Source organism: Paraburkholderia ginsengiterrae (genome assembly GCF_001645125.1).
GTDB lineage: Bacteria > Pseudomonadota > Gammaproteobacteria > Burkholderiales > Burkholderiaceae > Paraburkholderia > Paraburkholderia ginsengiterrae.
In genome coordinates this window covers 22492-48495 of sequence record NZ_LXKA01000265.1, presented here as the reverse complement: position 1 = coordinate 48495, position 26004 = coordinate 22492, and the positions used below count along the sequence as shown (strand labels likewise).

Annotated in this window: 21 protein-coding genes; 1 reads left to right on the top strand and 20 read right to left on the bottom strand. The window is 62.7% G+C overall.

Going from position 1 to position 26004, the window contains the following annotated elements; all coding sequences use genetic code 11:
* Window positions 1-100 precede the first annotated feature (100 nt).
* Window positions 101-730: a GNAT family N-acetyltransferase gene (locus A6V37_RS19900; RefSeq protein WP_064266511.1), complete on the bottom strand. Its 630-nt coding sequence runs from the start codon at window positions 728-730 to the stop codon at window positions 101-103.
* A 128-nt stretch (window positions 731-858) separates the two neighbouring features.
* Window positions 859-1764, bottom strand: coding sequence for a LysR substrate-binding domain-containing protein (locus A6V37_RS19895; RefSeq protein WP_064266416.1), 906 nt, complete (start codon window positions 1762-1764; stop codon window positions 859-861).
* Between the two features lie 111 nt (window positions 1765-1875).
* Between A6V37_RS19895 and A6V37_RS19890 the strand changes: the two genes are divergently transcribed.
* A complete protein-coding gene (locus tag A6V37_RS19890) occupies window positions 1876-2781 on the top strand; it encodes an EamA family transporter (RefSeq protein ID WP_064266415.1) in 906 nt (301 codons plus the stop codon).
* Between the two features lie 50 nt (window positions 2782-2831).
* On the opposite strand, the gene rfbC is transcribed toward A6V37_RS19890, so the two are convergent.
* The 18 genes from rfbC to A6V37_RS19800 all read right to left on the bottom strand — a co-directional run bounded on the left by rfbC (window position 2832) and on the right by A6V37_RS19800 (window position 25916).
* Complete coding sequence (gene rfbC, locus A6V37_RS19885; protein ID WP_064286253.1) at window positions 2832-3383, bottom strand: dTDP-4-dehydrorhamnose 3,5-epimerase; 552 nt, start codon at window positions 3381-3383, stop codon at window positions 2832-2834.
* Window positions 3384-3493: 110 nt separating this feature from the next.
* Entirely contained in the window at window positions 3494-4489 is a 996-nt protein-coding gene (locus A6V37_RS19880; RefSeq protein WP_064266411.1) for a GlxA family transcriptional regulator, read from the bottom strand.
* A gap of 701 nt (window positions 4490-5190) precedes the next feature.
* Window positions 5191-8397, bottom strand: coding sequence for a multidrug efflux RND transporter permease subunit (locus A6V37_RS19875; protein ID WP_064286252.1), 3207 nt, complete (start codon window positions 8395-8397; stop codon window positions 5191-5193).
* Between the two features lie 13 nt (window positions 8398-8410).
* On the bottom strand, window positions 8411-8959 hold the full coding sequence (locus A6V37_RS19870) for a GNAT family N-acetyltransferase (RefSeq protein WP_064266407.1): 549 nt from the start codon (window positions 8957-8959) through the stop codon (window positions 8411-8413).
* A gap of 4 nt (window positions 8960-8963) precedes the next feature.
* Entirely contained in the window at window positions 8964-9545 is a 582-nt protein-coding gene (locus tag A6V37_RS19865; RefSeq protein ID WP_064266406.1) for a GNAT family N-acetyltransferase, read from the bottom strand.
* A 4-nt stretch (window positions 9546-9549) separates the two neighbouring features.
* Window positions 9550-10911 carry a TldD/PmbA family protein gene (locus tag A6V37_RS19860; protein ID WP_064266404.1) on the bottom strand — a complete coding sequence of 454 codons (1362 nt, stop codon included), beginning with the start codon at window positions 10909-10911 and terminating at the stop codon, window positions 9550-9552.
* Window positions 10911-12347 carry a TldD/PmbA family protein gene (locus A6V37_RS19855; protein ID WP_064266402.1) on the bottom strand — a complete coding sequence of 479 codons (1437 nt, stop codon included), beginning with the start codon at window positions 12345-12347 and terminating at the stop codon, window positions 10911-10913. Before A6V37_RS19855 ends, A6V37_RS19860 begins: the two co-directional genes overlap by 1 nt.
* Before the next feature lie 17 nt (window positions 12348-12364).
* On the bottom strand, window positions 12365-14005 hold the full coding sequence (locus tag A6V37_RS19850) for an ABC transporter ATP-binding protein (protein WP_064266400.1): 1641 nt from the start codon (window positions 14003-14005) through the stop codon (window positions 12365-12367).
* Window positions 14002-15117 carry an ABC transporter permease gene (locus A6V37_RS19845; RefSeq protein WP_064266399.1) on the bottom strand — a complete coding sequence of 372 codons (1116 nt, stop codon included), beginning with the start codon at window positions 15115-15117 and terminating at the stop codon, window positions 14002-14004. The genes A6V37_RS19850 and A6V37_RS19845 overlap by 4 nt, the downstream gene beginning before the upstream one ends.
* Window positions 15071-16123 (bottom strand): microcin C ABC transporter permease YejB, encoded by a 1053-nt coding sequence (locus A6V37_RS19840; protein WP_064286251.1) that lies wholly within the window; start codon window positions 16121-16123, stop codon window positions 15071-15073. Before A6V37_RS19840 ends, A6V37_RS19845 begins: the two co-directional genes overlap by 47 nt.
* An 8-nt stretch (window positions 16124-16131) precedes the next feature.
* The gene (locus tag A6V37_RS19835) at window positions 16132-17988 is read right to left on the bottom strand and encodes an extracellular solute-binding protein (protein WP_242665757.1); all 1857 of its coding nucleotides are present in this window, start codon (window positions 17986-17988) and stop codon (window positions 16132-16134) included.
* 222 nt (window positions 17989-18210) lie between these two features.
* Window positions 18211-20958, bottom strand: coding sequence for a TonB-dependent receptor domain-containing protein (locus tag A6V37_RS19830; protein ID WP_064286250.1), 2748 nt, complete (start codon window positions 20956-20958; stop codon window positions 18211-18213).
* Between the two features lie 381 nt (window positions 20959-21339).
* Window positions 21340-21915, bottom strand: a complete 576-nt coding sequence (locus A6V37_RS19825) for a helix-turn-helix domain-containing protein (protein WP_064266396.1) — start codon at window positions 21913-21915, stop codon at window positions 21340-21342.
* A 146-nt stretch (window positions 21916-22061) separates the two neighbouring features.
* Window positions 22062-23240, bottom strand: coding sequence for a tetratricopeptide repeat protein (locus A6V37_RS19820; RefSeq protein WP_064266509.1), 1179 nt, complete (start codon window positions 23238-23240; stop codon window positions 22062-22064).
* 15 nt (window positions 23241-23255) lie between these two features.
* Window positions 23256-23684 (bottom strand): ExbD/TolR family protein, encoded by a 429-nt coding sequence (locus A6V37_RS19815; protein WP_064266395.1) that lies wholly within the window; start codon window positions 23682-23684, stop codon window positions 23256-23258.
* A 107-nt stretch (window positions 23685-23791) separates the two neighbouring features.
* The gene (locus A6V37_RS19810; RefSeq protein WP_064266394.1) at window positions 23792-24214 is read right to left on the bottom strand and encodes an ExbD/TolR family protein; all 423 of its coding nucleotides are present in this window, start codon (window positions 24212-24214) and stop codon (window positions 23792-23794) included.
* 12 nt (window positions 24215-24226) lie between these two features.
* Entirely contained in the window at window positions 24227-25132 is a 906-nt protein-coding gene (locus tag A6V37_RS19805) for a MotA/TolQ/ExbB proton channel family protein (protein ID WP_064286249.1), read from the bottom strand.
* Window positions 25133-25208: 76 nt separating this feature from the next.
* Window positions 25209-25916: an energy transducer TonB gene (locus A6V37_RS19800; protein ID WP_075643524.1), complete on the bottom strand. Its 708-nt coding sequence runs from the start codon at window positions 25914-25916 to the stop codon at window positions 25209-25211.
* Window positions 25917-26004: the final 88 nt, after the last annotated feature.

The window sequence follows — 26004 nt, the reverse complement described above, 5'->3', positions numbered from 1 at the left end:
GCGCAGCCCCTGATTGCCGCACGCCACCGAGTGGCGAACGGCCTTGCATGATTTCCTGCGTAGCGCACGTCGGCCCTCCTTCGAGGCCCGTCGTTGCTTGTTACGCCGCCCGTGCAATCGGTGCGCGCACACTCAATCGACGCGACCAGTTGGCGAGCGTGCGCGTCGCCGTAGGCAGCTTGCTCAGGATCGCGCTGTCGTAGCGCTTGCCGTCGAAGCGCATGAAATCGACGATACGGAACCCCTGTCCGCGATAAAACGCGATCAGGTGCGTGGCGGGTTGCGGCGTATCGAGCGCAAGCTCCGCGTAGCCGCGCGTCGCGGCCCAGTGGTCGGCGAATGCGATCAGCAACGTGCCGATGCCGCGCGCCTGCCATACGGGCTCGACCGCGAATTGCCGCAAGGTGGCGATATCGTCGCGACGGTACAGCTCGCAAGCCGATTCACGGTCCGGCGCGTTGAGCGTCATCGTGCCGACGATGCGGCCATCACACGCCACCACGTAGCAATCGCCGCGCGCGGCCCGCAAGCGTGTCGTCTCGACCGTTTGATCCACACACGTGCAATTGAGGTCCATTGCGCCGAGCGGCGAGAATGCCCGATGCAACAACGCCGTCAACGCGACATACGAATCGCGCGCCGGATCGAAGCGGCGCAATTCGACACGGCCGAGGCCGTGGCATACATAGTCGATACGAGCGGGTAGTTGTGTCGTTGCACGTCGTTTCACGTTGAGCACGCCTCGAAGGAAATCCCTTGGGGACTTCGTGGTATCAAGATGCCCAAAGTGTAGATTTGGCGCGGGTGCGTCTCAAGAAAAAATGTCGTAAAAACTCACAGAGGATCGCAGCCCGCGCTTCATCCAAGGGCCGCCACAGACGGCGTATCGCTTTCACACCTGCCAAGATGCAACTCCTCGCAGAGAAACGTCTGCAAGGTGTGCACGGCCGCCGCCTGGCTGCCTGCCACCGGCCGCATGAAGAGCCCGAAATCGGCCGTGGGCGCGTCGGGCAAACCGTCGGCCTGACCGAGCACGCGCATCGACTCCGGGCGAATGTTGCCGTCGAGCAGCACCGACACGCCAAGACCCGCCTCCACCGCCGACTGCACGGCCGGCAAACTCGTGCTGGTGCAGACGATGCGCCAGGCAATGCCGGCGCGGCGCAACGCCGTCAGCACCTGCTGCTGCCACAGGCATGCGCCGCCGAACGCCACCACCGGCAGGGGCGCCTGCGCGTCGCGGCCGAACCCGCGCGCGCCGACCCAGAAGAGCGGCTGAGTCCACGTCAGGAGCGGCGCCGAATCGACCAGCGCGGGATCGCCGACCACCACGTCGAGGCTGCCGTCCGCGAGCCGGTTCGACAACGCCACGCTGGTATCGACGACGATCTCCAGCGCCACTTGCGGATACGCAATCGAAAAGCGCCGCAAGGCGCGCGGCAGGCGGCCGACCGCGATGTCCTCCAGCATGCCGAGCCGCACCGTGCCGGACACCTGCCCGGCGCTCAGCGCGCGGCGCGCGTCGGCGCCCGCGCCGAGAATCGCATGCGCATAGGGCAGCAGCAGATGGCCCGCTTCGGTCAACTGCACGCCACGCGGCGAGCGATCGAGCAAGCGCTGCCCAAGGTCTTCCTCGAGGCGGCGCAATTGCATGCTCACCGCAGCCTGGGTGCGCGCGAGGCGGGCCGCCGCCACGCCCACCGCACCGGTTTCCGCCACGGTGACGAAGGCGCGCAAGAGGCTGCTGTCGAGATCTCGGGTCATCAAGTTTCTTTAAACCGGCATAAGAAATATCAACTTATCTTAATACCGCCGGTGCGGATAAGATAGCTTCACCCAATCATCCAATCCAGATCGAACCGCGGCCAGACGACCATGCAGGACACCACCCTCGCCCCCAAGCTGAATCCGGCGCCAGCCCCTGTTAAAAACAGCCCCAATCCCGCCTCCCGAACCGCGGCCGGCGCCGTGCTGCTGTGCGTGCTGTCCATGTCGAGCGTGCAATTCGGCGCCGCGCTGTCCGCGCCGACCATGGACGCCTACGGCTCGCTCAGCACCACATGGCTGCGGCTGTGCTGGGCCGCCGTGGTGCTCGCCGTGCTGGTGCGGCCGCGCTTGTCCACCTACTCGCGTTCGCACTGGCTGGCCGCCGGCGCGCTCGGCGCGGCCATGGCCGGTATGACCTTGTGCTTTTTCACGGCGCTGCAGCGCATTCCGTTGGGACTTGCCGTCGCGATCGACTTTCTCGGACCGCTGGCAGTGGCGACCTTCGCTACGCGCCGCGCGCGAGCGCTGCTGTGGCCTGCCCTCGCGATTGCCGGCGTGGTGCTGCTCTCGCGCGATCGCGCCGGCTGGATCGGCGAGCCGCTCGGCGTGTTGCTCGCCTGCTGCGCGGCGCTCGGCTGGGGCAGCTATATCGTGTTGATGAAAAAGACCGGCACCCTGTTCGCGGGACTGGAAGGGCTGTCGGTGTCGCTGCTCGCCGCCGCGCTCGTCGCCACGCCGTTCGGGCTGGCACAAAGCGGCCCGCACATCGCCGCGGGACAGATCGCGGCAACGGCCGGGCTCGCGCTGCTCGTTCCGCTGCTGCCGTATGCACTGGAAATGGTGGCGTTGCGGCACATGCCCGCCGCATCGTTCGGCATCCTGATGAGTGTGGAGCCGGCGATCGGCGCACTGGCTGGCTTCATCGTTCTGCATCAGCCCATGAACGGCTTGCAGATCGCGGGCACGCTGCTGGTGGTGACCGCGAGCGTCGGCGCCGTGATGGCGAAGCGCTGAGCGGCATCGCGCCGCTAGGCGCAACGCGGCGGCGCCGCGAGTCATTACGCTCAGGCGAGGTTTTCCGCTTCATAGAGACGCCGCCCCGCGGCGTCCTTCGCGCCCAGAGAAGGCTCGAAATCGATCGGCCACTCAATGCCGATGTCGGGATCGCACCACAAGATGCAGCGCTCGAGTTCGGGAAACCAGTACTCCGTGGTCTTCCACAGGCACTCGGCAAAGTTGGACAGCACCACGAAGCCGTGCGCGAAGCCCGGCGGCACCCAGATCTGCTGATGATTGGCCGCGCTCAGATATGCGCCGCACCACTTGCCGAAATTCGGCGAGTTGAGCCGCACGTCCACGGCAACGCTGAACACCTCGCCCACCACGACCCGCATGAGCCGGCCCTGGGGACGCTGCACCTGATAGTGCAGCTCGCGCAGCACGCCGCGCACGGAACGCGAATGGCGGTCTTGCACGAACTGATAACTTTGCGCGATGTCGTCGACAAACTCGTCCGCGCTAAAGCTTTCGAAGCAGAAGCCAAATTCGTCGCAGAAGACCTCGGGCTCGATGAGCTTCACCTCCGGCAGCGCCGTCGCGATCACCTTGTTGCCCATTGCCGTCATGCTCGTATGAAGCCTGCCAGACGCCAACACGGCCGCCGCGGCGGCCGCTTCCAGCTGTCAAAAAAAGCGCGCCGCCGTCGCCACGGGCGCCCGCGCGGATGCTACGTCTGCGCGGCCTGCCGGCTGCGCGCGCGATATTCCGTGGGCGACTGCGCCATGTGCTTGCGGAAGATCTTCGCGAGACGATCGCCGTTACCCGTGCCGCTGCGGCGTGCGATCTTGTCCACCGGCAACTCGGTTTCGGTGAGGAAGTTGCAGGCCACACGCAGCCGGACCTGCAGCAGGTAATCCGACGGCGTGACCCGCATTTCATGCTTGAAGCGCCGCAGGAAATTGCGCTCGCTCATGGCCGCCACCTGCGCGGCGTCGGCTACCGAAATCGACCGGTCGCTGTTGACTTCCATCCAGTGAGCCGCGGCGCGGATCTTCTCGGCCACGCTGAGCGTGCCGCCTTCCGCCGGCAGCGGGACCCATGTGGCGGCCATGCCTGGCATCACGCGGTCGGCGACGCTACGGGCGATCTCGGCACCGAGATCGCGCTTGATGACCATCAGCGCGCTGCGTGCGCAATCGTTGCGCTCGTCGGCCGCACTCAGCGCGACTTCGTTCGCGACACTGCTGGGATAACGGCTGACCTGCAGACTATCGAGTGTGGTCGGGCAAGCGGCCTCCAACACAAGCCGGCCTTCGCAGATCGCTTCGACTGCCCGGGTGCGCGAGCGCACCGAGCGCAGCCAGCCGAGCAGCCGTTCGTCGCGCGCGGCCGCATGTGCGCCGTAGCCGCCGGCAATGTACAGCACGTCGAAACCGCCGCCAAAGCGCGTGTCGATGCGGTCGGTCCAGATACGAGCTGAAGAGGAGCTGGCGATGCTGCCGCCGTCTATCGAAAGGAACTGCACTTCGTAAGGCTGTTCGTCACCGGCTCGCGATCCCGACAGTTCGTTGGCCGTCTGGAACATCTCGACCACCGTGCCCGGGCCGAGCAGCCAGAATCCGTCGAACAGCAACACGCCGATGCGCCGCTTTGCACTGAGCATATTCAGCGTCGGCGTATGTAACCAGGTGATCCTCGCAGTATCAAGGTGCGTGTGCGGCATGATCTTTCCCTAATGTCGTACGTTGTGAGCCCCGTTTCCCGTTAGCAGCCGACATGAACGGATTGGATTATCGCGGCAGATTTCTCCGACCCGCCACTTAACGTATTATGTGTGATGCTAACGGAATGCTTCGCTATAGTAAATTTGAAAAAAGAAGTTTTCGTCAAGAAATGCAAGGTATGAAGAAAACCGATATAGCGCGTTTCACATGGCAACACGCGACAAGTGTGGTGAAACGGCAATTCATACCGGAAGCACTCTCGGATACAATCCGCAAACCGTTGTGCAGCCTCAATCCTGAAGCGTTCCAGCGGGTCAGTCAAATGCGCCGGGATGAGTCCCGGTTTGTGAGAATCGTAAGCCGAACTGGTGTCGAAAGTGTTTCAAACTTGAACTTCGAACCTCCCGGATAATGACCGATCAATAGACCTTTTATTCGCAAACCGGGAATTTATCTGTTCATCCAATGCAATTTCATTGCGATTTATCGAGCCAATTCAAATTAACAATTTCGAATCGCATTTCTCGAACATTTGAAAAATGTTTCTATATTGAAACATCAGGTTTTTATTTGTATGACTTAACCGGTCGTCTGGTGCGACCGGATTTAAAGATCAGACGATTTAATAACCGCTTGAGCGGCGTCCCCGCTCAAGCGGCGAATCAGCCCGCCGGTTGAGCGTGACGGCGGCGCTGCGCCGTCATGCCATCGGCGATTCGTCGAACGACGCGGTTTCGACCTCGGCACGGCGGGCCCGCCGCGCGTCGCGCTTGCGGCGCAGTTCGGCCAGCCGCCGCCGGCCGTGCGTGAGCGAAGCGACCGCGTGGAACGCGACCGGCGCGAACACCAGCCCGAACAGCGTGGCCGCCAGCACGCCGCCGAAGACGCCAGTGCCGATCGAGCGCCGGCTTTCCGCGCCGGCGCCGCTCGACACCACGAGCGGCACGACGCCGAGCAGAAACGCCGCCGAGGTCATCACGATCGGGCGGAAACGCGCACCCGCGGCTTCGGTCACCGCGCGCGTCAACGGCAGGCCGCGCCGGTACAGATCGCGCGCGAACTCGACGATCAGAATCGCGTTCTTCGCCGCGAGACCGATCACCGTGATCATGCCGACCTTGAAGTACACGTCGTTGGGCATGCCGCGTAGGAGCACCGCGGCGACCGCACCGATCACACCGAGCGGCACGACCATCAGCACCGCGAGCGGGATGGTCCAGCTCTCGTACAGCGCGGCCAGCGCCATGAACACGGCCAGCAGCGAGAGGCCGATCAGGAGCGGCGTGAGCTTCGCCGCCGCGGTTTCCTCGCGTGCGGCGTCGACCCAGTCATACTGGACGCCGACCGGCAACGAAGCGGCAAGTCGCTCCATTTCCGCCATAGCCGCGCCCGAACTGTAGCCCGGCGCCGCGTGGCCGCTCACGTCGAGCGACGGATAGCCGTTGTAGCGCGTCAGCATCACCGGACCGATGGTCCACTTGCGCGCCGCGATCGCCGAAAGCGGCACCATGCCGCCGCTGGTATTGGGCACGGCGAGCTTCAGCAGATCGTCGTCGGTCATGCGCGTGGCGGCGTCGGCGGCGATCACCACGCGGCGCATGCGGCCACCGGTCGGGAAATCGTCGATATAGGTCGATCCGAAGGTGCTGCCGAGCACGTCGGCGATACGTTCGAACGGCACGCCGAGCGCATACGCTTTCGCGCGGTCGATGGTCAGTTCGACGCGCGGCGCGTCTGGCAGGTCTTCGGAGTGCACGGAGGTCAGCACCGGACTCGCTTTGGCCTGCGTGAACAATTGCTCGCGTGCGGCCTTCAGCGCAGCGAGCCCCACGCCGCCGCGATCTTCCAGGCGGAACACGAAACCGTCCGAATGGCCGATACCCGGCACCGACGGCGGCAGTTGCGCCTCCACGTCGCCCTCGATGATCTTCTCGAACTGCTCGTTGAGCCGGTCGCGCAGGGCCTGCGCGTCAGTGTCGCGCTTGCCCCAGTCTTTCAGTTCGACGAAACACATGGCCACGTTCTGACCGCTGCCGGCGAAACTCCAGCCGACCACACTCGTCACATTGGCGATGGCAGGCTCCATGTGCAGAATCTTTTCCACGCGTTGCACCACGGCCTGGGAACGCGCCTGCGTGGCGCCCGCCGGCAACTGCATCATGACCTGCAATTGGCCTTCATCTTCGCTCGGCAGAAACCCGCCGGGCATCTGCCAGTAGAGCACACCGCACACGCCCACCAGCACGGCGTAGACCGCCAGCATTGGGCCGATGCGGCGCAGCGTGCGCGCGGTCATGCCGCGATAGCCACGCGCGGCGTGATCGAAGCCGGAGGTGAAACGGCTTGCCGCGCGCGCCGCGAAACCCAACACGCCCCGGCGCGCATCGCGTTCACGTACCGAATGCGTGTGCGCTTTCAGCAGATTCGCGCACAACGCAGGCGTCAACGACAAGGCCATGAACGACGACACCAGCATCGACGCAATCATCGCCACCGCGAATTGCCGGTAGATGCCGCCCACGCCGCCGGGAAAGAAGGCCATGGGCACGAACACGGCGGTGAGCACCGCGGTCACGCCGACAATCGCGCCGCCGATCTGCGTCATCGCCTTGCGAGTGGCCTCGCGCGGCGGCAGGCCCTCCTCTTCCATCACGCGATGCACGCTCTCCACCACCACGATCGCATCGTCGACGAGAATCCCGATGGCGAGCACGAGTCCGAACATCGTGAACACGTTGATCGACAGCCCGCATACATACATGGCGAGAAACGCGCCCATCAGCGTGACGGGAATCACGACAGTCGGCACCAGCGTGTAGCGCAGGTCGCGCAGGAACAGCCACATCACGAAGAACACCAGCACGACCGCCTCCGCGAGCGTGACCAGCACTTCACGAATGGCGATCTGCACGAAATGCGCGTTATCGAAGGGGATTTCAACGGACACGCCCGGCGGCAGTCCTTTCGACAACTCGGCCAACCGCGCGCGAATCGCATTCGACGTTTCGAGCGCATTGCCGCGCGGCCCGAGCTGAATGCCGACCGTGGCCGCCGCCTTGCCGTTCAGGCGCGAATAAAATGAGTAATTGTCGCGCCCAAGTTCGACCCGCGCGACGTCGCGCAAGCGCACGGCCGAACCGTCCGGCAGCGCTTTCAGCACGATCTGGCCGAACTCCTCCGGCGAGATGAGCTGGCCCTTCACGCTCACCGACGCGGTCAATTGCTGCCCCGGCACGAACGGCGCATCGCCCAGCGTGCCCGCCGTGACGGTGGCGTTCTGCGCGGCGATGGCGGCGTTCACGTCGGCCGCGCCGAGGTTGTATTCGCGCAACTTCATCGGGTCGAGCCAGATGCGCAGCGCCTCGTCGGCGTCCCACAGTTCGGCCGCGCCGACGCCCGGCGCCCGCTTCAGTTCTCGCAACACATAGCGGCTCAGATAGTCGCTCAATTGCACGGAATCGCGCGAGCCATCAGTCGAGGTGAGCGCGACCAGCATCAGGAACGTGTTGGCCGCCTTGAAGACCGTGATGCCCTGCTGCACGACCTGCTGCGGCAAACGCGACTCGACCTGCTTGAGGCGGTTCTGGATGTCGACCAGCGCGAGATCGGGATTGGTGCCGGGCGCGAACGTCGCGTCGATTTCAAGTTCGCCGAGGTTGTCGCTGGTTGTTTCGTAGTACAGCATATTGTCGGCGCCATCGAGACTCTCCTCGATAATGCTGCCGACGTTGGCATCCACCACTTCGGTCGACGCCCCTGGATACGTGGTGGAAATCACGATGCGCGGTGGCGCGAGGCGCGGATACTGCGCCACCGGCAGTTGCGGAATAGCCAGCGCGCCCGCCACGACAATGGCGAGCGCGACGATCCAGGCAAAGACCGGGCGGTCGATGAAGAAAAATGGCACTCAGATCATCCGTTCAGTTTGTCTGGAGCCGCGGCGCATCGACCAGGCGGGCCATATGCAAGCAGTCCGCCAGCACGCCGTCGCGCATGGCAAAACCGCGCGAGCGTCCTTCTTCGACAAAGCCGAACTTGCGATACAGCGCAATGGCCGGCTCATTGTCGATAAAGACCGTGAGCTCGATTCGGCGCAAGCCGAGCGACGCATCGGCGCAATCGATCAGTGCTTGCAGAAGCGCAGAGCCGACACCTCGCCCGTGATACGCGTCGTGCACCGCCACGCCTAAATCCGCGCCGTGCGCGCGGCTCCGCTCGTGAATCCCCAGCCCGGCGTGGCCGACCATGCGTCCGCCAATGGTCGCGCAGACGCTCACGCCGTGCTTGAGGCGCTGTTCGCACCACGCCTTGAGCTGAACGGGGTTGCGGTAGCCGAGCGACAGCGTGCCGCGCCGCACGCCGGGCAGGCTCATGATTTCGGCGAAGGCGTCCATGTCGGACGATTCGAGGGCTCGAACCGTAATACGATTGTCGAGCGCAAGGCCGTCTGGCAACGTTTCTGCGTTCATGGTCCTATTCCGCTGCAAGATGGGTTGCCGAAGGCGGCGACATCCACGGCGCAGCTTCACGCAGCCGCGCCATGAAATAGCAGTCGATCAGCACGCCGCGGCGCAACGCCGCGCCACGCTGGTGCGCTTCGATCTCGAAGCCGAACTTGCGGTATAGCGCGAGCGCCGCGTGGTTATCCGTGAAGACGTGGAGTTCGAGACGGCGCAGACCGAGCCAGTTGTCCGCCAGATCGATCAGTTCGGCCATCAACGCACGGCCGATGCCGCGCCGGTGCCATGCGTCGTGCACGCCAAGGCCAAGCGATGCGGCATGCGCACGGCGCCCCTTGAAAGGGGTGAGCTCCGCGGCGCCGACCAGCGTATCGCCGATCGTTGCCACCAACGCGATTTCCGGGGGCGCGAGTTTCTCGATGTACTCGCGTGTGCTGGCAATCGGCCGAAACGGCACGTGCGGATTGCCGTTCACCACCATCGGCAACTCATGCAAGGCGTGGTATTGCTCTGCGTCCGACACGTGCAACGTACGCAGTGTCAGTCCCTCGGGCAAGCTCTCAGATTCCGGCTTGGTATTTTCGTATCGATCCATAGGCTCATAACGTCAATTCGAACGACCTCACCAGAATGCCGGGCAATTGCATGCCACCCGTGGCACGCTCGCCCCATGTCGAGTCGCTCAATAGCAGTTCGGCTTGTGCGCCGAGTTGTTCCAGTTCGCTGCCGAGCAACCTGTACAGGCTGTCGTCGAAACGCATGGCTTCGAGCGGTGCGACGATCTCGCCGTTCTCGACCCAGAAGGTCGCGAAACGCGTCATGCCGGTGAGGCGGCAATTCATCCGGTCAGAGAAGTTCACGTACCAGAGGTTGCCGATATAAAGGCCGGTACCGAGTTTCGCCAGTATCTCTTCTTCCGGCAGATCGCCCGCGAGCATGGACAGCGCGGCCGGCGACTCGCTTGCCAGCGCGCCATTCGGCGTCAAGCCGTACTCGCGCGCGCTGCGCGCATTGGTGAGGCGCTCGGCGCTGCGGCCGGCTTCGATCAGTGGAACGCTTTCGCGCAGATAGCCGTCGTCGTTGAAGCCGGGGGTGATGCCGAGTGTCAGATCTTCGCTGATCGTCACGCGCGGGTCGACTACGATTTCTCCCACATGCAGCTTGTACAACTCGCTGCGCGAACTCGCCTGGGCCCGCGCGGAAAAGCCGCTCCATGCCGCAACGCCGAGCAGTTCCGAGAGCGCGGCGGGTGCCAGATACGAACGGTAACGCCCCGGCGCCAACGCGCGCGGCGTGCGTGCGAGCACCGCGAGCCGCGCAGCGGCCTGCTCGACTTTGCGCGCGAATACCGTGTCGCTCCAGTCGTCGCCGGCATAGCTCGTTTTGATGGCGCGGCCGCTTGGGTCGTACAGCGACCAGCTGAAATTGAAGTTGTCCACCTCGTACCAGCCGCGGCTGCCGCTCGTCGAGGCAAAGCCGCGCACAATCGTGCCGCCGGCGTAAAAGCCCACGAAATCGAGGCCTCGCGCACATTCCGCGACGACGCGCGTGAGGCTCTCGGGGTCCGGCAACTTGCCGGAGCGCTGCGTGGTGCGCTCCCATTTCGACGTGTCGAACAGCAGATGCGGATCGTCCGCTGCATCGCGCAATCCGTCACGCAACGTGGCGAGCGCGGCGCGCACCTCGTCGAGGTCCTGTTGCAGATCGCCGCACACGGTAAGTGTGGAATAAGCCTGACGTGCGCCGTCGATCAAACGCAAGGTCAACTTGCCCTGCGCCACGCTGCCGGTCTGCCGCACCTTGCCCGCATTGAAGCGGATGAAATCGGACTGCTCGCCGGCAAACGAACTGAGCGTGATTTCACTCCCCTGCTGCAAACGCTCGATAGCCTCGGCGAGCGACGTGAAGTGCCGCTGCCAATCCACCGACGTAGCGGCGCGCGTCGAGATGAACTGGCTCATCATGCGCCTCCGAACACGTCGATATTGCTGAACACGCAAGCCGGCGACGCATGCCCGACACGAATGATCTGCGCCGGTTCACCTTTGCCGCACATGGAGGTGCCGTACACCTCGCGGGTGGCGGCATTGCCCACCGCGCTCAGGCTGCGCCAGAAGTTCGCGGAAATGCCGCGATAGTTCGGCTGCTTGACCACCTGCGTGAGCTTGCCGTTCTCGATCAGGTGGCCGAATTCGCAGCCGAACTGAAACTTGTTGCGATGGTCGTCGATCGACCACGACGTATTGGTGCGCATCAGAATGCCATGTTCGATGTTGCCGATCATCTCCTCCAGTGACTGCTCGCCGGGTTCGATATTCAGATTCGCCATGCGGTCGATCGGCGGACGATTCCAGTTCGACGCGCGCGAATTCGCGACGCCGGACATATGCGCGCGTTGCTGCGACAGCGCGCCGCCGAGCGGACGTTCGAGCACGCCGTTGCGTATCAGATATTGCTTGTGCGCCGCGGTGCCGTCGTCGTCGAACGCATAGGCCGCGGCTTCTTCGCGCAGCTCCGGATCGAATGTCACGTTCAGCAGTTCCGAGCCGTACTGGTACGAGCCGAACATGTCCTGCTTCACGAAACTCCAGCCCGCGAAGTTGCGCTCGTCGCCGAGAATCCGGTCGAGTTCGAGCGGGTGGCCAATCGACTCGTGAATCTGCAGCATCATCTGATCGGGCATGAGCAGCAGATCGCGCTTGCCCGAAGGACAATTCGGCGCGGCGAGCAATTGCAGCGCTTCGTTGGCGACGCGCGCACCCGAACCGTCGAAGCCGAAGCGCGCGAGGATTTCCATCCCGCCCTGTCCGAGCGTGCCGTAATTGCCGCCGAGCGTGCGGACCTGGGTGTCGCCATTGGCATGTGCCGCCACGCTCAACTGCGGCATGACAAAGCGGAATTGCTGGTCGATGCGCACGCCGTCGCCGGTCATGTAAAGCTGATCCGTATGCGTGATCTGCACAGCCGCGACGCGCTCGACAATCTTCGCATCGAGATTCGCACCGGCGCACTCCACGCTGAGGCGGTCGAGCCATTCGGCGCGGCTCGGCAGCGCGTGCTGCGCATTCGGCGACTCATAGTGCCCGCTCGCCACGGGCCGCGCCACTTCGCGATGATCGATCAGCGACCAGGCGGCGCTGGCTTCCGCTCGCGCGGTGGCGATATCGAGCGCCGCCTGCAAGCCCGCTGCCGACAGATTCGCGGTGGCCGCATAGCCGGCCCCCGCACCCACCCAAGCGATCAGCATGGCGCCGCGATCGCGCACGGTACGCAACGGCTGGGCGATGTCGTTGCGCACTTCGTGATCGTCGATCTGTTCGTCGACGATGCGCAGCGACCAGAACGATGCGCGGCTTGTCAGCGTGCGGGCGGCTTGCGCCCAACGTTCGTCAATCATGCTCTTCCCATATGAGTCTACGCAGCATCCACTTGCGACGCGTCGAGCGAGGCCGCCAGCAGCGAACGGGTGTACGGATGCGAAGGCGCGTGCAACACGTCGAGCGTGTCGCCGGCTTCGACAATGCGCCCCGACTTCATGACGATCACACGATGCGCCATGGCTCGCATCACCGCGAGGTCGTGCGTAATGAACAAATAGCTTAGCTTGTACTTTTTCTGCAGTTTTGTCAGTAGATTCAGCACCTGTTTCTGAATCGAGACGTCGAGCGCGCTGGTCGGCTCATCGAGCACCAGCAGTTCAGGCTCGACCGCGAGCGCCCGCGCAATCGCAATGCGCTGGCGCTGGCCGCCGGAGAACTCATGCGGATAGCGCAGCATCGCGTCGGCGGGCATGCCGACTTCCTCGAGCAGGCTGCCAATGCGGCCGCGCCGCGCCTTCGCATCCACGTCCGGCCGATGCACCGCAAGCCCTTCGCCGATGATCTGCTCCACGGTCATGCGCGGCGACAGCGAGCCGAACGGGTCCTGAAACACGACCTGCATACGCGAATACAGCGCCCGGCGCGTGCGCGCCGTCTTCAGCGTGGCAAGCGGCAGTTCGTCGATGTGAATTTGACCGGCCGCTGGCCTCTGCAAGCCGAGCACGGTCGCCGCGAGCGTCGACTTGCCCGAGCCGGATTCGCCGACAATGCCGAGCGTTTCGCCGCGCCGCAAACTCAGATCGACGTCATGCACCGCGCGAAACGTGGAGCGGCCAAACATGGACCGCCAGCCTTTCGCGGAGGTGCGGTAGTCGACCGCGAGGCCCTGCACGTCCAGCAGCGTGGGCGCATCCGCCTCGACGGGCTCGACCGCCCGGCGCGGTTCGCTATCCAGCAGGCGTTGCGTGTACGGATGCTGCGGGCGGGTGAAGAGTTCCTCGGTGGTGTTGGTTTCCACCAGCACGCCCTTCTCCATCACCGCGACGCGTTGCGCGAAGCGCCTCACCAGGTTGAGGTCGTGCGTAATCAGCAACACAGCCATGCCGCGCTCGGCGGCCTCCTGTTCCTGCAACTCGATTAGCAGGTCGACAATTTGCTGGCGCACGGTGACGTCGAGCGCAGTGGTGGGTTCGTCGGCAAGCAACAGACGCGGACGGCACGCGAGCGCCATCGCGATCATCGCGCGCTGGCGCTGGCCACCGGACAACTGGTGCGGAAAACTGTCGATGCGCCGCTCCGGCTCGGGAATGCCGGTACGCCGGAGCAGTTCGATGCCACGCGTGCGCGCCTCGTTCGGCCGCAAGCCCTCGTGCAGGCGCAGGCTCTCTGCAATCTGCTTGCCGATCGTGAAGAGCGGATTGAGCGCCGTCATCGGCTCCTGAAACACCATCGCGACGTCGGCGCCGCGCAGTCCGCGCATCTGCTGCTCGGTTTTCTGCAACAGGTCTTCGCCGTCGAGCAGCATCCGCCCGCTCAATTGCGCATGCTCGACGAGGCGCAGAATGGATAACGCCGTCACGCTCTTACCTGAACCGGATTCGCCGACCAGCGCCACGCGCTCGCCGCGCGCAATCGAGAGGCTGAGTTCGTGCACGGCGACCTTCTCGCCGAAACGCACCGAGAAACGGTCGATTTCCAGCAAGGGCCGGCCGTCTGTTTTCTGCTTCGAGATCATCGCGGACCTCCGCCAAAAGCCGAACCACGCGAGCGCGTATCGAGCGCATTGCGCAATGCGTCGCCCATGAACGTCAACAGCAACAGCGTGATCACCAGCGCGGCGAATGCCGAGATCGAGATCCACCACGCGTCGAGATTGTTCTTGCCCTCCTGAAGCAGTTCGCCGAGGCTCGGCGTGGGCGGCGGTACACCTAGACCCAGAAAGTCAAGGCTGGTCAGCGAGAGAATCGCAGCGCTCATGCGGAATGGCAGGAAGGTAATCACCGGCGTCAGGCTGTTGGGCAACACGTGGTGCCACATGATCTGCCAGTTGCTCAGACCCATGGTGCGTGCCGCCTTCACGTAATCGAGCGAACGGTTGCGCAGGAATTCGGCGCGCACGTAGTCCGACAACGCGAGCCAGCCGAACATCGACAGAAGAATGAATAGCAGCCACAGCGTCGGCTCGAAGATCGATGCGAAGATGATCAGCAGATACAGGTCGGGCATCGAGCTCCAGATTTCACACAAGCGCTGGCCGATCAGATCGGTGCGCCCGCCGTAAAAGCCCTGCACCGCGCCGGTCAGCACGCCGACCAATACACCGGAGACAGTGAGCGCCAACGCCATCAGCACGGACAACCGGAAGCCATACAGCAGCCGCGCGAGCACATCGCGGCCAAACTGGTCCGTGCCGAGCCAGTTGCTCGTAGTGGGAGGTGCCGGATACGGATGGGCGGCGAAGTAGTCGATCGTGTCGTAGTGGAAATGATTCGGCGGATAGATCGCGAAGTTGCCATTCGACTCGAGCCGCGAACGGATATACGGGTCGAGGTAATTCGCTCGTGCCGGAAAATCTCCGCCGAACAGCGTCTCGGAGTAGTCCTTCACAATCGGGAAATAGTACTGCCCGTTGTAACGGACGACCAGAGGCCGGTCGTTGGACAGCACTTCGCCAAGCAGGCTGATGGCGAAGAGCGACACGAAGATCACGAGGCTCCAGTAGCCCAGACGCTGCTGCTTGAAGCGCAGCCACGTACGCCGCCACGGCGACGGCGATGCCGCGTGCGCCACGCCGGACGACTCAGTGGTCCAGGCGGTTGAATTGGATGCGGGGGTCGACGAGGACATAGCAGACGTCAGCAATGAGTTTGGTTACGAGGGCAATCAGCGTGAACAGAAACAACGAACCCAGCACGACCGGATAATCGCGGCGAATCACCGAGTCGTATGACAGTTGGCCCATGCCGTCGAGCGAGAACAGCGTTTCGATCAGCAGATTGCCGTTCAGGAACGCCCCGACGAAGGCCGCCGGCAAACCGGTCAGCAAGGGAATCGCGGCATTGCGCAGCACGTGCTTCCACAGCACGTCTCGCTCCGGCGCGCCCTTGGCGCGCGCGGTCAGCACGTACTGGCGGCCGATCTCTTCGAGAAAGGTGTTCTTGGTCAGAATCGTCACGATCGCAAAGTTGCCCACCACCGAGGCCGTGACCGGCAGCACGATGTGCCAGAGATAGTCGAGTACCTTGCCGAACACGCTGAGGTCGTTGAAGTTATCCGACGTCAGGCCGCGCATGGGAAACACCTGCCAGAACGTGCCGCCGCCAAAGAGCATCAGGAGCAGCACGCCGAGCACGAAACCAGGAATCGCATAGCCGGCAAGCACCAGAACACTCGTGACGGTATCGAAGCGTGAACCGTTGCGCACCGCTTTCGCGATGCCCAGCGGCACCGATATCAGATAGGTGAGCATCACCGTCCATAAGCCGAGCGTGATCGACACCGGAAGCTTCGATTTGATGACGGCCCACACGCTTTCGTGCTGGTAGTAGGACTGGCCGAGATCGAAAGTCGCGTAATGCTTGAGCATCAGCACGTAGCGTTCGAGCGGCGGCTTGTCGAAGCCGAACTGCTTCTTGATCTGCTCGATCTGCTGCGGATCGACGCCCTGGCTGCCGTGATAACCGCCGCCACCCGCCCCCGCCTCTCCGCCACGGCCAGTGCCGTGGCGGAGTTGCGTCATCACCTGTTCGACCGGCCCACCCGGCACGAACTGCGTGACGACAAAGGTCAGGGTCACGACGCCGAGCAGAGTCGGCACCATCAATAGCAAACGTCTGAGAATGTAGGCAAGCATGCTGAGCCTCAATGGGCCGTAGCCGGGGTGGAAGATGCGGTCTGGGCAGGCGGCGCCTTGTCGTACCAGTAATCGATGACCCAGTCTTCGTATTGATAGGACATCGGCACCTTGGACGGATAGCCGAGCGTCGATTTGTAGCCGATCCGCGCGCCCGGTGCGTAGTACTCCGGCACGAGGTAGAACGAGTTGATCAGCACGCGATCCAGCGCGCGGGTTGCCGCTTCCAGATCGTCGAGCGTGTTGGCGGACAGGGCGGAATGAATCAGCGAGTCGACGGCTTTCGAGCGGATGCCCGGATAGTTTTCAGATCCGACTTCCGACGCAGCCGCACTGCCGAAGCGGCGCGTCAACTCCGCGCCGGGAATCGTCACCGGCGGGTAGATGAAAGTGGTCATGTCGTATTCGAAATTGTCGAGGCGCTTCTGGTATAGCGCGCTGTCGATCTCGCGCATGTGCGCCTGGATGCCGAGCATGCCGAGCGCCTGCATGTACGGCAGAATCAGCCGGTCCATGCCGGGCTGATCGTCCATGATCTCGATTGTCATCGGCGTACCGTTGGCGTCGCGCAATGCGCCGTCGCGATAGTGCCAGCCGGCTTGCGCCAGCAGATCGCGCGCTACCCGCAGATTGCCGCGCAACGAATTCGGTGCGATCGTGTCGGGCTGCTTCAGCATCGGGCCGAACACTTCCGGCGGCACGCTGCCTCTTAACGGCTCGAGCAACGCCAATTCCTTCGGGCTCGGCATGCCGGTCGCGCCGAACGGACTCGCTTCGAAATAGCTGCTGGTGCGCCGGTATTGACCGTAGAACATCATCCGGTTCATCCAGTCGTAGTCGAACGCCATGGTCAACGCGTGGCGCACACGCGGGTCCTGGAACATCGGCTTGCGCAGATTCATCAGCATGCCTTGCATCTGCGCGGGACCATCGGCGAAGTCGCCTTTCTTCAACATACCATTGTCGAAGTTCTTGCCGACGTATTTGCGCGCCCATTGCGTCGCGCTGTATTCGACGATAGTGTCCGCGTCACCCGCCTTGAACGCTTCGAGTTGCGTGTAATGGTCGCGATACAGCTTGAACGTAATGCGCTCGAAGCGGAACATGCCGCGCCGCGACGGCAAGTTCGCCGCCCAGTAGTCAGGATTGCGGCGATACGCGATCTGCTTGTCGTTCTTGCGCTCTTCGATCAGATAGGCACCGCTGCTGATCGGCGGCATGGTGGCGATCTGGTCGAACGGCAAGCGCTTTCCATTGGGCTGCATGCCCCACTTCGGCGAGAAAATCGGCAGATCGCCTGCAATCAGCGGCGCGTCGCGCTCTGCCCGCTTGAAATCGAAGCGAATCGTGTTCTTGTCGATCACGGTCGCACTTTTGATCACCGAGAACTGCGCATTGAAAAGCGGCGAGGCCTGCGGACTCGTCAGCGTTTCGAACGAATATTTGACGTCCGCGGCGGTGATCGGGTCGCCATTGGAAAAGCGCGCGGCGGGATTGATATGGAATGTCGCCGAATTCAGGTCGGCGGCCACCTCCACGTCGTCCGCGATCAACGGATACTCGGAGGCCAGTTCATCCCAGCTACGCTGCATCAGCGTATCGAACATCAGATTCTGGATGTCCGGCGCGGGTGCGCCACGCACCAGAAACGGATTCAGTGAATCGTAGGTTTGCAGTTCGTTGTAGTTCTCGAAACTCATCGTGCCGTTGGCCGGCGCGTCGGGATTCGCGTAATCGAAATGCGTGAAATCGGCGGGGTATTTCGGTTGGTCATACTGCGCGATGGACGGGCTGGCCTGCACGGCCACCGGTATCGCACCGAACGCCGCCAGTGCGCCAGGCGCGGCGGCCAATGCGATGCTCATGGCGCGGCGCACCGCGACGAATAAGCATCTGACGGCGTCGTGCGCGCGCAGCGGTCCGGAATTCATCATTCTTTTCATCAGCTCATACGGTGCGCATCGGTTCATTGCCACGGCAGCCGGCCTGCACTACCGCACTATGATGCGTCGCCAAAAAAACACCGCTCCGGTTCCCAACTTGCATGGAACCGGAGCGGCGCACTCTTCAGCCCAATCAGGCAGGCGTTAGAACTTGTAGGTTGCGCCGATCTGGGCGAAACGGCCGATGTACGAATACAGCGACTCGTCGTAGCCCGTCTGATTCAGCGTACCGTTCGCGAAGATCGGATCGTACGGCGGCGTACGGTTGAAGATGTTGTTGATGCCGCCATAGATCGTCCAGTTCTTGATGCCGGTGTACGTCATCATCAGGTTGAACTGGCTGTACGAACCCACTTTGTTCGGCTGGGGCAACAGGTTCTGCGCGTACGGACCCGTGAACTGCCAGGTGAGCGCTGCGTCGAACTTGTGATACGTCCAGTCCAGCGTGGTGTTGCCTCTCCAGCGCGGGAAGCTGCCGCCGAACGGCTGAGTGATGGTGAAGTTGTTACCCGCGCCATTCACCGGAGCTGCACCCGGGAAGCCGATCTTGAAGCTGTCCACATACGCCCAGTCGGCCGACAGGGTGAACGTACCGGCGGTCTTCGTCGGCAGTGCCTGGCGGAACGTGCCTTCAAAACCGTTCGTGTCGAGGTAGCCCAGGTTCGAATACGGAATCACCTTGTACAGGAGGTTGCCGTTGGCGTCCGTGACGATCTGCGAAGGCGTACCCTGGCCGATCACGTTATCCACGCGGATCTTGTACCAGTCGAAGCCCACATCGGTCGTACGCGTCGGCGACAGTTCGAAGCCGATGTTGAAGTTCTTCGTGCGCTCCGGCGACAGGTTCGGGTTGCCCTCCGTGATCGACGTGTAGTTCTGGCCAGTGGCCGGATCCACCTGGAGACCGATCGTTTGCGACTTGCTGTTCTCGACGAACGTCGGTGCGCGGAAGCCGCGGCTGTACGACGTGTACATCGTCAGCGCCTGAACCGGTTGATAACGCAGCGCGAAGCGCGGCGAGAACGCACCACCGACATCGCTGTAGTGGTCGTAACGGCCCGACTGGCTGAACGTCAGGTTGTGGATGATTGGAACGTCGACCTGGTAGTACACAGCCGCAACGTTGCGCTGGCCGTCCACCGTCTGGAGATTCGGGTTGATGACGAGGCCGTCTGCGAACGCCCCACCCGGATTCATCGTTTCGCTCTGGTGCGTGAACTGCGCACCGAAGCCGAGACCCACGTCACCCGCCGGCAGATGGAAGAGTTCCGGTGTCGACAGCGTTGCGTCGACCGTATCGAGCTTCGAGATACCCAGGTTGTTCGCGTCCATGTACAGCCCGTTGAACGCGTTCGGCGTAGCGGCCGGATTCGCGAAATTCAGCGTGCCGTTCTGGTAGATGTCATTCAGGACGGAGGAATTGATCTGGTTCGTGTAGGTGTTCGAAACCGTGCTTTGCGAATGGCTGATCGACGACGCCCAATCCCATTCACCGTTCGGCAGGTTAAACGATCCCTTGACGCCCGTAGACGCGCGCCAGTACACGGAATCCGTCTTCTCCGCGATCGTATTCGGGAAGGCATACGTGAGCGGCGTGGCCACACCGAACGGGTTGTACGGATTGCCCGCCGGCACAGTGAAGTTGAACGGGCTCAGCAGCTTCGTCTGCGGGTTATACACCAGCGCGGGGGCTTGCGGATTGCCGACAACGTTGCCCCACAGACCATCGTTCGTGGTGGTGTGGTTGTCGCTGACGAGGAAGTCCGCGAACGCGGTGGTCTGATCGTTGATCTTGAAGTCAGCGTGAATCTTCGCGTTCAGACGGTCCATCATCGGCGCGATGGACGTGCCTTCGGCGGTGTTCAAGCCGCAGACCGTGCCGGCCGATCCCGCCGTCAGCGAGTTGGTGGCTGCCGGACGCACCGAGCCGCCAAACGGGCAGTTGTTTAGCGCCTGCACCCCGCCGCCAGGCAGGTTCCAGTACGACGGCCCGAGCAGCGAGAACCCGCCTGCCTGATTCGTGAAGTCCTGGTTGCGCGTCGAGTCGCGGTCCGCGAGCGTGATGCCGTTCGACTTGTAGTAGCTGGCCGCCGCCGTCACGTTGAAGCGATCGGAGTTGAGGTCGCCGAAGCCGCCCAGTGCGCTGAACTTGGTCGCGCCCGCGCCGCCGCCGCCGTTGATGGCGCTGCCGTAGCTGCCGTCGAGCGTCAGCCCCTGGTAGTTGTGTTTCGTGATGATGTTGACCACGCCCGCGACGGCGTCCGAGCCGTACTGCGACACTGCACCGGTCTTCACGATTTCGATCCGGTCGATCGAGTTCAGCGGCAGCGTGTTCAGGTCGAAGAACGAGTCGACGCTGTTCGAGAAGAACGCGAACGGCGCCGCGCGCTGTCCGTCCACCAGCACCAGCGTGTACTTTTCGCTGAGGCCGCGCAGGGCGATACCCGCCGCGCCCGCGGCAAAGTTGCCGGCCTGGCCTTCGCTCCAGCTATTGGCGGAGTTGGCGGCGGTGTCGCGCAGGAAGTCTGCAACCGTCGTGGCACCGCTGTTCTGAATTTCTTTCTGGGAAACCGTCTGAACCTGATTGAAGCCGACCTTGTCGGAGCTGCGAATCAGCGAGCCGGTCACTTCAAACTTCTTCAGTTGCTGGACGTTCCCCTTGCCCGTGGTGCCAGCAGCGCTGCCTTCCGCGGAAGTCGCTGCGGCGCCCGATGCGGCTGCCGGAGCCGCAGCCGCAGCAGCGGGTTTGCTTTCCGTCGTCGTCGCGGCCGCTGCATCTCCGGTCGTGGCCGGCTGGCTTTGCGCAAACGCCGGAACGGCGATTGCGGCCGACAACGCCAGTTCAGCCCAGATTATTCTTTTGATGGCCAGCGCCAATGCCCTTTGTTTCATTTTTCCCCTTCTCGCTCGTCAGTAAGGCCACAGCAGTATGTGAAGAGAGGTCTTATGAACCTCTCCACTTGAAAAACGGCGCTTTCGCGCCGCGCTCCGTCAAAGCCGCCCCGTGTTCTTTTCTGCTCGTCAAACCGGCCAACGGCATGCCGGCATATCAATCACAGCCAGATAGACGGAGCTCTTCATGTCGATCAAAATCGGACTACTAATTTATTACAAATTAATATCAAAACACCTTCAAACTAATTTCATCTGCTGTGCTGCATCAGATACGAAGGACAACGCGCAGCCTTTGCAGCTCAAACATCCGGCCGAACATTAAGTAATGCTTACAAATGTGAAACGACCGCTCTCACGAAAAAAACAGGGAGTACGGCACTAGAACAATCTTGGCGTGCCCACCCAAACAAGCACTGCTTCTTCGCGGGCCGTGTTATGCCAGGCGTGCGGTACCGTGGACTCGTAATGAGCCGTGTCACCCGCCTGCAATACGAACGTTGTACCTTCTAGCGTGAGCGAGATCTGGCCGCTCATCACGTACAGAAACTCTTCTCCCGCGTGCGTCGTGACCTCCGATGGGTTCTGCCCCACCGGCATCTTGACGAGAATGACTTCCAGCTGGCTGCCGACCGACAGATTCGTGAGCCGGCCAAAAAGATTGGCGCTACCGTCAAAGCCGAAGTACTTCAAATCACTTCCTCGACGCACCGACTTGTCTTCAGTCGGCGTGTCGACGAAGTACTGCACCGTGACGCCTAAAGCTCGAGCAATACCGACTAGCGATGTAATCGATGGTGTTGCGTGACCCCGTTCAACTTGCGACAGAAAAGGCTTGGAAATCCCGGCGGTTGTTGCCACTTCATCCAGCGTGCGCTTGAGCCGTTGGCGAAGCGCGCGAACTTTGCTTCCTATAGCGACTGCAACGTGTGCCTTGTTATCGAGTGGCAAAACCATAGCAAGACAGAATCCCCTAGTCAAAAATAGTTTGATAAAAGCTAATTAAGTTTCGTCAAAAACAACATCCTCCTAAGAGCACCCTGGCGATAACGGCCAGGGTGTCTTCACGAATCACGCAAGTTCGTCAAGGAAACAGGGGCTGCTTACTTCGACGCGACCAGCACCCACAAGCGGGCGAGATCGGCCGAACCGTCGGCCCCCTTCACGGCACGGAAGGTTTGCACCGCGCGAACCTTGTCGCCGGCCACGTAGTAGGCCTCGCCGAGATGCAGCTGCGCCTGGTCCGGGTGGTCGAGGCCGCCCTTGGCGATCGCGGCATCCATCGCCGCCAGCCCTTGTTTCGCTTGCCCCGCGAACACCTGATTGAACGCGACGTTGACCGGCGCAACAGGGTTCGCCGGATCAGCCGGCGCTTGCGCCCGTTTCGCCGCGAGTGCCTGCAGGCGCTTCTCGCGATCGGCCTGCGCGTCGTGCCCCAGCACGCCCGAGGCAAAGCCCTGATCGATCACCTGTTTGCCTTCGGCCGTGGTGCCCGCCACGATCGAGAGCTGGGTCATCTCCATGTAGTCGTCGACGCTGGTCAGCGAACCGGTGGCGCGGCGCAGACGATACGTGTCGATATCGAGTGCGGACGAATAGCCCGGCTTGTTGCGAATAGCTGCGAACAGGTCGTCCCAGTACGATTGCTTCGGATGGTAGGCAACCAGCTTTTCGAGCGCGCCACGATACGTCGCGTCGTCCTTCGTGCGCTGTGCGCAGGTCGCGAGCAATTGCAGTTGCGATTCGTCGGGCGCGTGGCCGGCATGCACCTGCGCATCGACGCTCGGCTTGAGCACACCCACCACACTCGCGCAATCGTTCGACAGGTAGTAAGACTGAACCAGCAGCGTGCGCATGTCAGGATCGCCGCCACCCGACTTCAGATAGCGCTGCGCAACCTTCGCCGCCTGCGCGTAATTCTTTTCCTGGAAGTAGATGCCCGCCAGCGCCGAGGTGGTGCGCTGTTCGTCCGCACCGCTCAGCTTGCCGGAACTCAGCAACGTTTCGTACGCCTGCGCCGCGACACCGGACTCGCCCGCCGCCGCCGCGGCCGCGCCGCGCATCTCTTCGATCATCGTGCTTTCGTACGGCGTCTTGCCCGGCACGGCCGCTGCCTGATCGATCTTCGCCAGCGCGTCCTTGTACTTGTGCGCGCGGTACAGATCCTGGGCGGCATTCAGTGGCTTGGCCACATCCGGCCGCAAACTATCCGCGGCGTGAGACGCGAGCGGCAGCACGATGGCGGCCGCAATCACCGCGCGCTTGAACCGTTGATGAATCATCTGCATTGCCCTTCCTTATTGCATGTACTGCTCGTTGCCGATCAGGCCGATCTTCGTCGCGCCCAGTCGTTGCGCGGACGCCATGACCTCGGCGACATCCTTGTACGGCACCAGCTTGTTCGGCCGCAGATGGATTTCAGCCTGCACCGGTTCGGCCGCCACCTGAGCCAGCCTCGATTCCAGCGCCGCCCGGGTCGGCACAGGCTGGCCGTTCCAGGTCGTGGTGCCGTCGAAGTCGATATCGATCTGCACCACTTCAGGCTGAGTGAGCGGCGGCGGCGGATTGCCGACGGGCAAATTCATTTTGATGGCATGCGTCTGAATCGGGATCGTAATGATCAGCATGATCAGCAGCACCAGCATCACGTCGATCAGCGGCGTGGTGTTGATGTCCACCATCACATCCGGTTCACTGCCGCCGCCCGACGATACGTTCATTCCCATTTTCGACTCCTGTCGATCGGAGTTGTTGCTTTAGCACCTACTCCGGTCCCATGCAAAGCTGTCGACCAGAGTTGGTGCAAAGCACTTACTCTGGTCCCATGCAACGCTCAGCCGCCGCGTGCGGGCGGCTCGGTGATAAACGAAACCTTGGCGATACCGGCGCGCTCGCACTCGGTAATGACCCGGCCGATGAACTCATAACGCGTGGCCTGATCGCCGCGCACATGCACTTCCGGCTGCGGCGTCTGGACCGACACCGTCTTCAGGCGTGCCAGCAGCGTAGGCGCGTCGACCTGCTTCTCGTTCCAGAAGAAGTCGCCATCGCGGTTGACCGCGATGACGATGCTCTTCGGCGTCGTCTGCAGCGGCTGGATCGTCTCCTTCGGCAATTGCACCGGCACCGTATGCGTCACCACCGGAATCGTGATCAGAAAGATGATCAGCAGAACCAGCATCACGTCGACGAGCGGCGTGGTGTTGATGCTGGAGATGACCTCGTCGTTGTCTTCCTGCCCAACGCTCATTGCCATGACGGACTCCGCTTATTGGACCAGCGATGCTTCGCGAACCGAAGCGCGTGCCGGACGGCGGCTGCCTGCCAGCAGGACCGTGTGCAGTTGTGCGCCGAACGCACGCACACGCTCCATCACCGACTTGTTACGGCGAACCAGGAAGTTGTAGCCGAGCACCGCCGGCACGGCGACCGCCAGACCGATTGCGGTCATGATCAGCGCTTCACCCACCGGACCCGCGACCTTGTCGATCGAAGCCTGGCCGGCAATGCCGATTGCCGTCAGCGCGTGATAAATCCCCCACACCGTGCCGAACAGACCGACGAACGGAGCCGTCGAGCCGACCGTGCCGAGGAACGCCAGACCGTCTTGCAGACGATTCGAGACATTGGTGATCGCGCGCTCGACCGAGGTATCGATCCAGGTGTTGCGGTCGACCGCTTCCAGCAGCGCTTCGTCGTGATGTTCGCCGGCTTCGATGGCCGTTTCGGCGATGAAGCGGAACGGCGACGATTCGTCGAGCATCTTCGCGCCTTCGGCCAGCGACGGCGCGGTCCACAGCTGCTCGTCCGCGCTCTTCGCACGGCGGTTCGCACGGAACTGCTCGAAGAACTTGGTGATCATGATGTACCAGCTGCCCATCGACATGATCACAAGCAGAATCAGCACGAAGCGTGCGACGAAGTCGCCGTTCTTCCACAGTGCGCTCAGGCCGTAAGGGTTAGTGACCGATTCAGACGTGGCCGGCATGGGCGGCGGAGTGGCTTCGTCGGTGGCCGAGCCCGCGGTTTGCGGCGCGGCGGTGGCCGGCGCGGCGGCCGACGCGGTGACGTCGCTGGCCTGTGCATGGGCCATATTCGGCGCCACAAAGGTATCCACCGTGGTTACGGCGATCAACATGCTTGCCGCCAGTGCGGCGAGAGTACGCTTCTTCATGCCTGCTCCATGTTCATTAGTACAACTTCAAAACTAAGACTGATAAATCGCTACCGGTACCGAACAGCCGGTGAAGTCAGTTCAGGTTAAACGAGAACGGAACTTGCACACGGACAGGTTGGCCTTGGGAAACGCACGAAAACTGCTTGACCGCGTTGAATGCCGCACGATCCAGCGAAGAGTCATCTGAAGACTTGGCAACACGTTCGTTCGTAATGTGGCCTTGCGGGTCGACAACGAATTCGATGAGCACATCACCCGTCACGTTGTTTTCCTGTGCTTCCTTCGGGTAACGGATCGACGAACGGATCTGATCCGAGTTCGGACACACCACCCCTACTTCGGTGCTCACCGGCTTGCTCGGCGCGGGCGCGGCCTGCGGCGGAGGCGCTACAGCAGGCGCGGAAACTACCGGCGCGGCCTGGTGCGTAATGGTCGGCTGCGGCGGCGTTTGCACCTGCACCTCCGGCGGCGGCACGAACGGCGGCGGCGGCGGCGCGAACTTGGGCGGCGGCAATTGCACAGTGGGGATAGGCGGCGGAGGCGGCGGCTTCACCGGCTCGATGATTTTCGTTTCGATAGGATGCTGGATGACCTGCACGACCTTGGTGGCAAGGCCATTGATCAGTGCATAGATCAGCACGATATGCAGGACCAGAACGACTGCGATGCCGCCAAAGCGGCGTACTGGATTTTGCTGCTTGCGCCCAAACTCACGCGGGCGGCCTGGCCTTTCCATCCGGGCCATGGCTGCCGGGAATTGCCCTTCGACTTTCGTACCCACCTTTACTCCTCCGGCGTGAGCCGTCCATTTCTCTCAAGCAGTGCGCTTACACATGCCCCGCAGGAAGTCCCCTTTGGGGGGCGCCCCT

Bases quoted from the DNA above. Each gene is read 5' to 3' on its own strand.
- A6V37_RS19895 (WP_064266416.1), bottom strand. From the start codon at position 1,764: ATGACCCGAGATCTCGACAGCAGCCTCTTGCGCGCCTTCGTCACCGTG.
- A6V37_RS19890 (WP_064266415.1), top strand. From the start codon at position 1,876: ATGCAGGACACCACCCTCGCCCCCAAGCTGAATCCGGCGCCAGCCCCT.
- rfbC (WP_064286253.1), bottom strand. From the start codon at position 3,383: ATGGGCAACAAGGTGATCGCGACGGCGCTGCCGGAGGTGAAGCTCATC.
- A6V37_RS19880 (WP_064266411.1), bottom strand. From the start codon at position 4,489: ATGCCGCACACGCACCTTGATACTGCGAGGATCACCTGGTTACATACG.
- A6V37_RS19870 (WP_064266407.1), bottom strand. From the start codon at position 8,959: ATGAACGCAGAAACGTTGCCAGACGGCCTTGCGCTCGACAATCGTATT.
- A6V37_RS19865 (WP_064266406.1), bottom strand. From the start codon at position 9,545: ATGGATCGATACGAAAATACCAAGCCGGAATCTGAGAGCTTGCCCGAG.
- A6V37_RS19860 (WP_064266404.1), bottom strand. From the start codon at position 10,911: ATGAGCCAGTTCATCTCGACGCGCGCCGCTACGTCGGTGGATTGGCAG.
- A6V37_RS19855 (WP_064266402.1), bottom strand. From the start codon at position 12,347: ATGATTGACGAACGTTGGGCGCAAGCCGCCCGCACGCTGACAAGCCGC.
- A6V37_RS19850 (WP_064266400.1), bottom strand. From the start codon at position 14,005: ATGATCTCGAAGCAGAAAACAGACGGCCGGCCCTTGCTGGAAATCGAC.
- A6V37_RS19845 (WP_064266399.1), bottom strand. From the start codon at position 15,117: ATGTCCTCGTCGACCCCCGCATCCAATTCAACCGCCTGGACCACTGAG.
- A6V37_RS19840 (WP_064286251.1), bottom strand. From the start codon at position 16,123: ATGCTTGCCTACATTCTCAGACGTTTGCTATTGATGGTGCCGACTCTG.
- A6V37_RS19835 (WP_242665757.1), bottom strand. From the start codon at position 17,988: ATGAGCATCGCATTGGCCGCCGCGCCTGGCGCACTGGCGGCGTTCGGT.
- A6V37_RS19830 (WP_064286250.1), bottom strand. From the start codon at position 20,958: ATGAAACAAAGGGCATTGGCGCTGGCCATCAAAAGAATAATCTGGGCT.
- A6V37_RS19825 (WP_064266396.1), bottom strand. From the start codon at position 21,915: ATGGTTTTGCCACTCGATAACAAGGCACACGTTGCAGTCGCTATAGGA.
- A6V37_RS19820 (WP_064266509.1), bottom strand. From the start codon at position 23,240: ATGATTCATCAACGGTTCAAGCGCGCGGTGATTGCGGCCGCCATCGTG.
- A6V37_RS19815 (WP_064266395.1), bottom strand. From the start codon at position 23,684: ATGGGAATGAACGTATCGTCGGGCGGCGGCAGTGAACCGGATGTGATG.
- A6V37_RS19810 (WP_064266394.1), bottom strand. From the start codon at position 24,214: ATGGCAATGAGCGTTGGGCAGGAAGACAACGACGAGGTCATCTCCAGC.
- A6V37_RS19805 (WP_064286249.1), bottom strand. From the start codon at position 25,132: ATGAAGAAGCGTACTCTCGCCGCACTGGCGGCAAGCATGTTGATCGCC.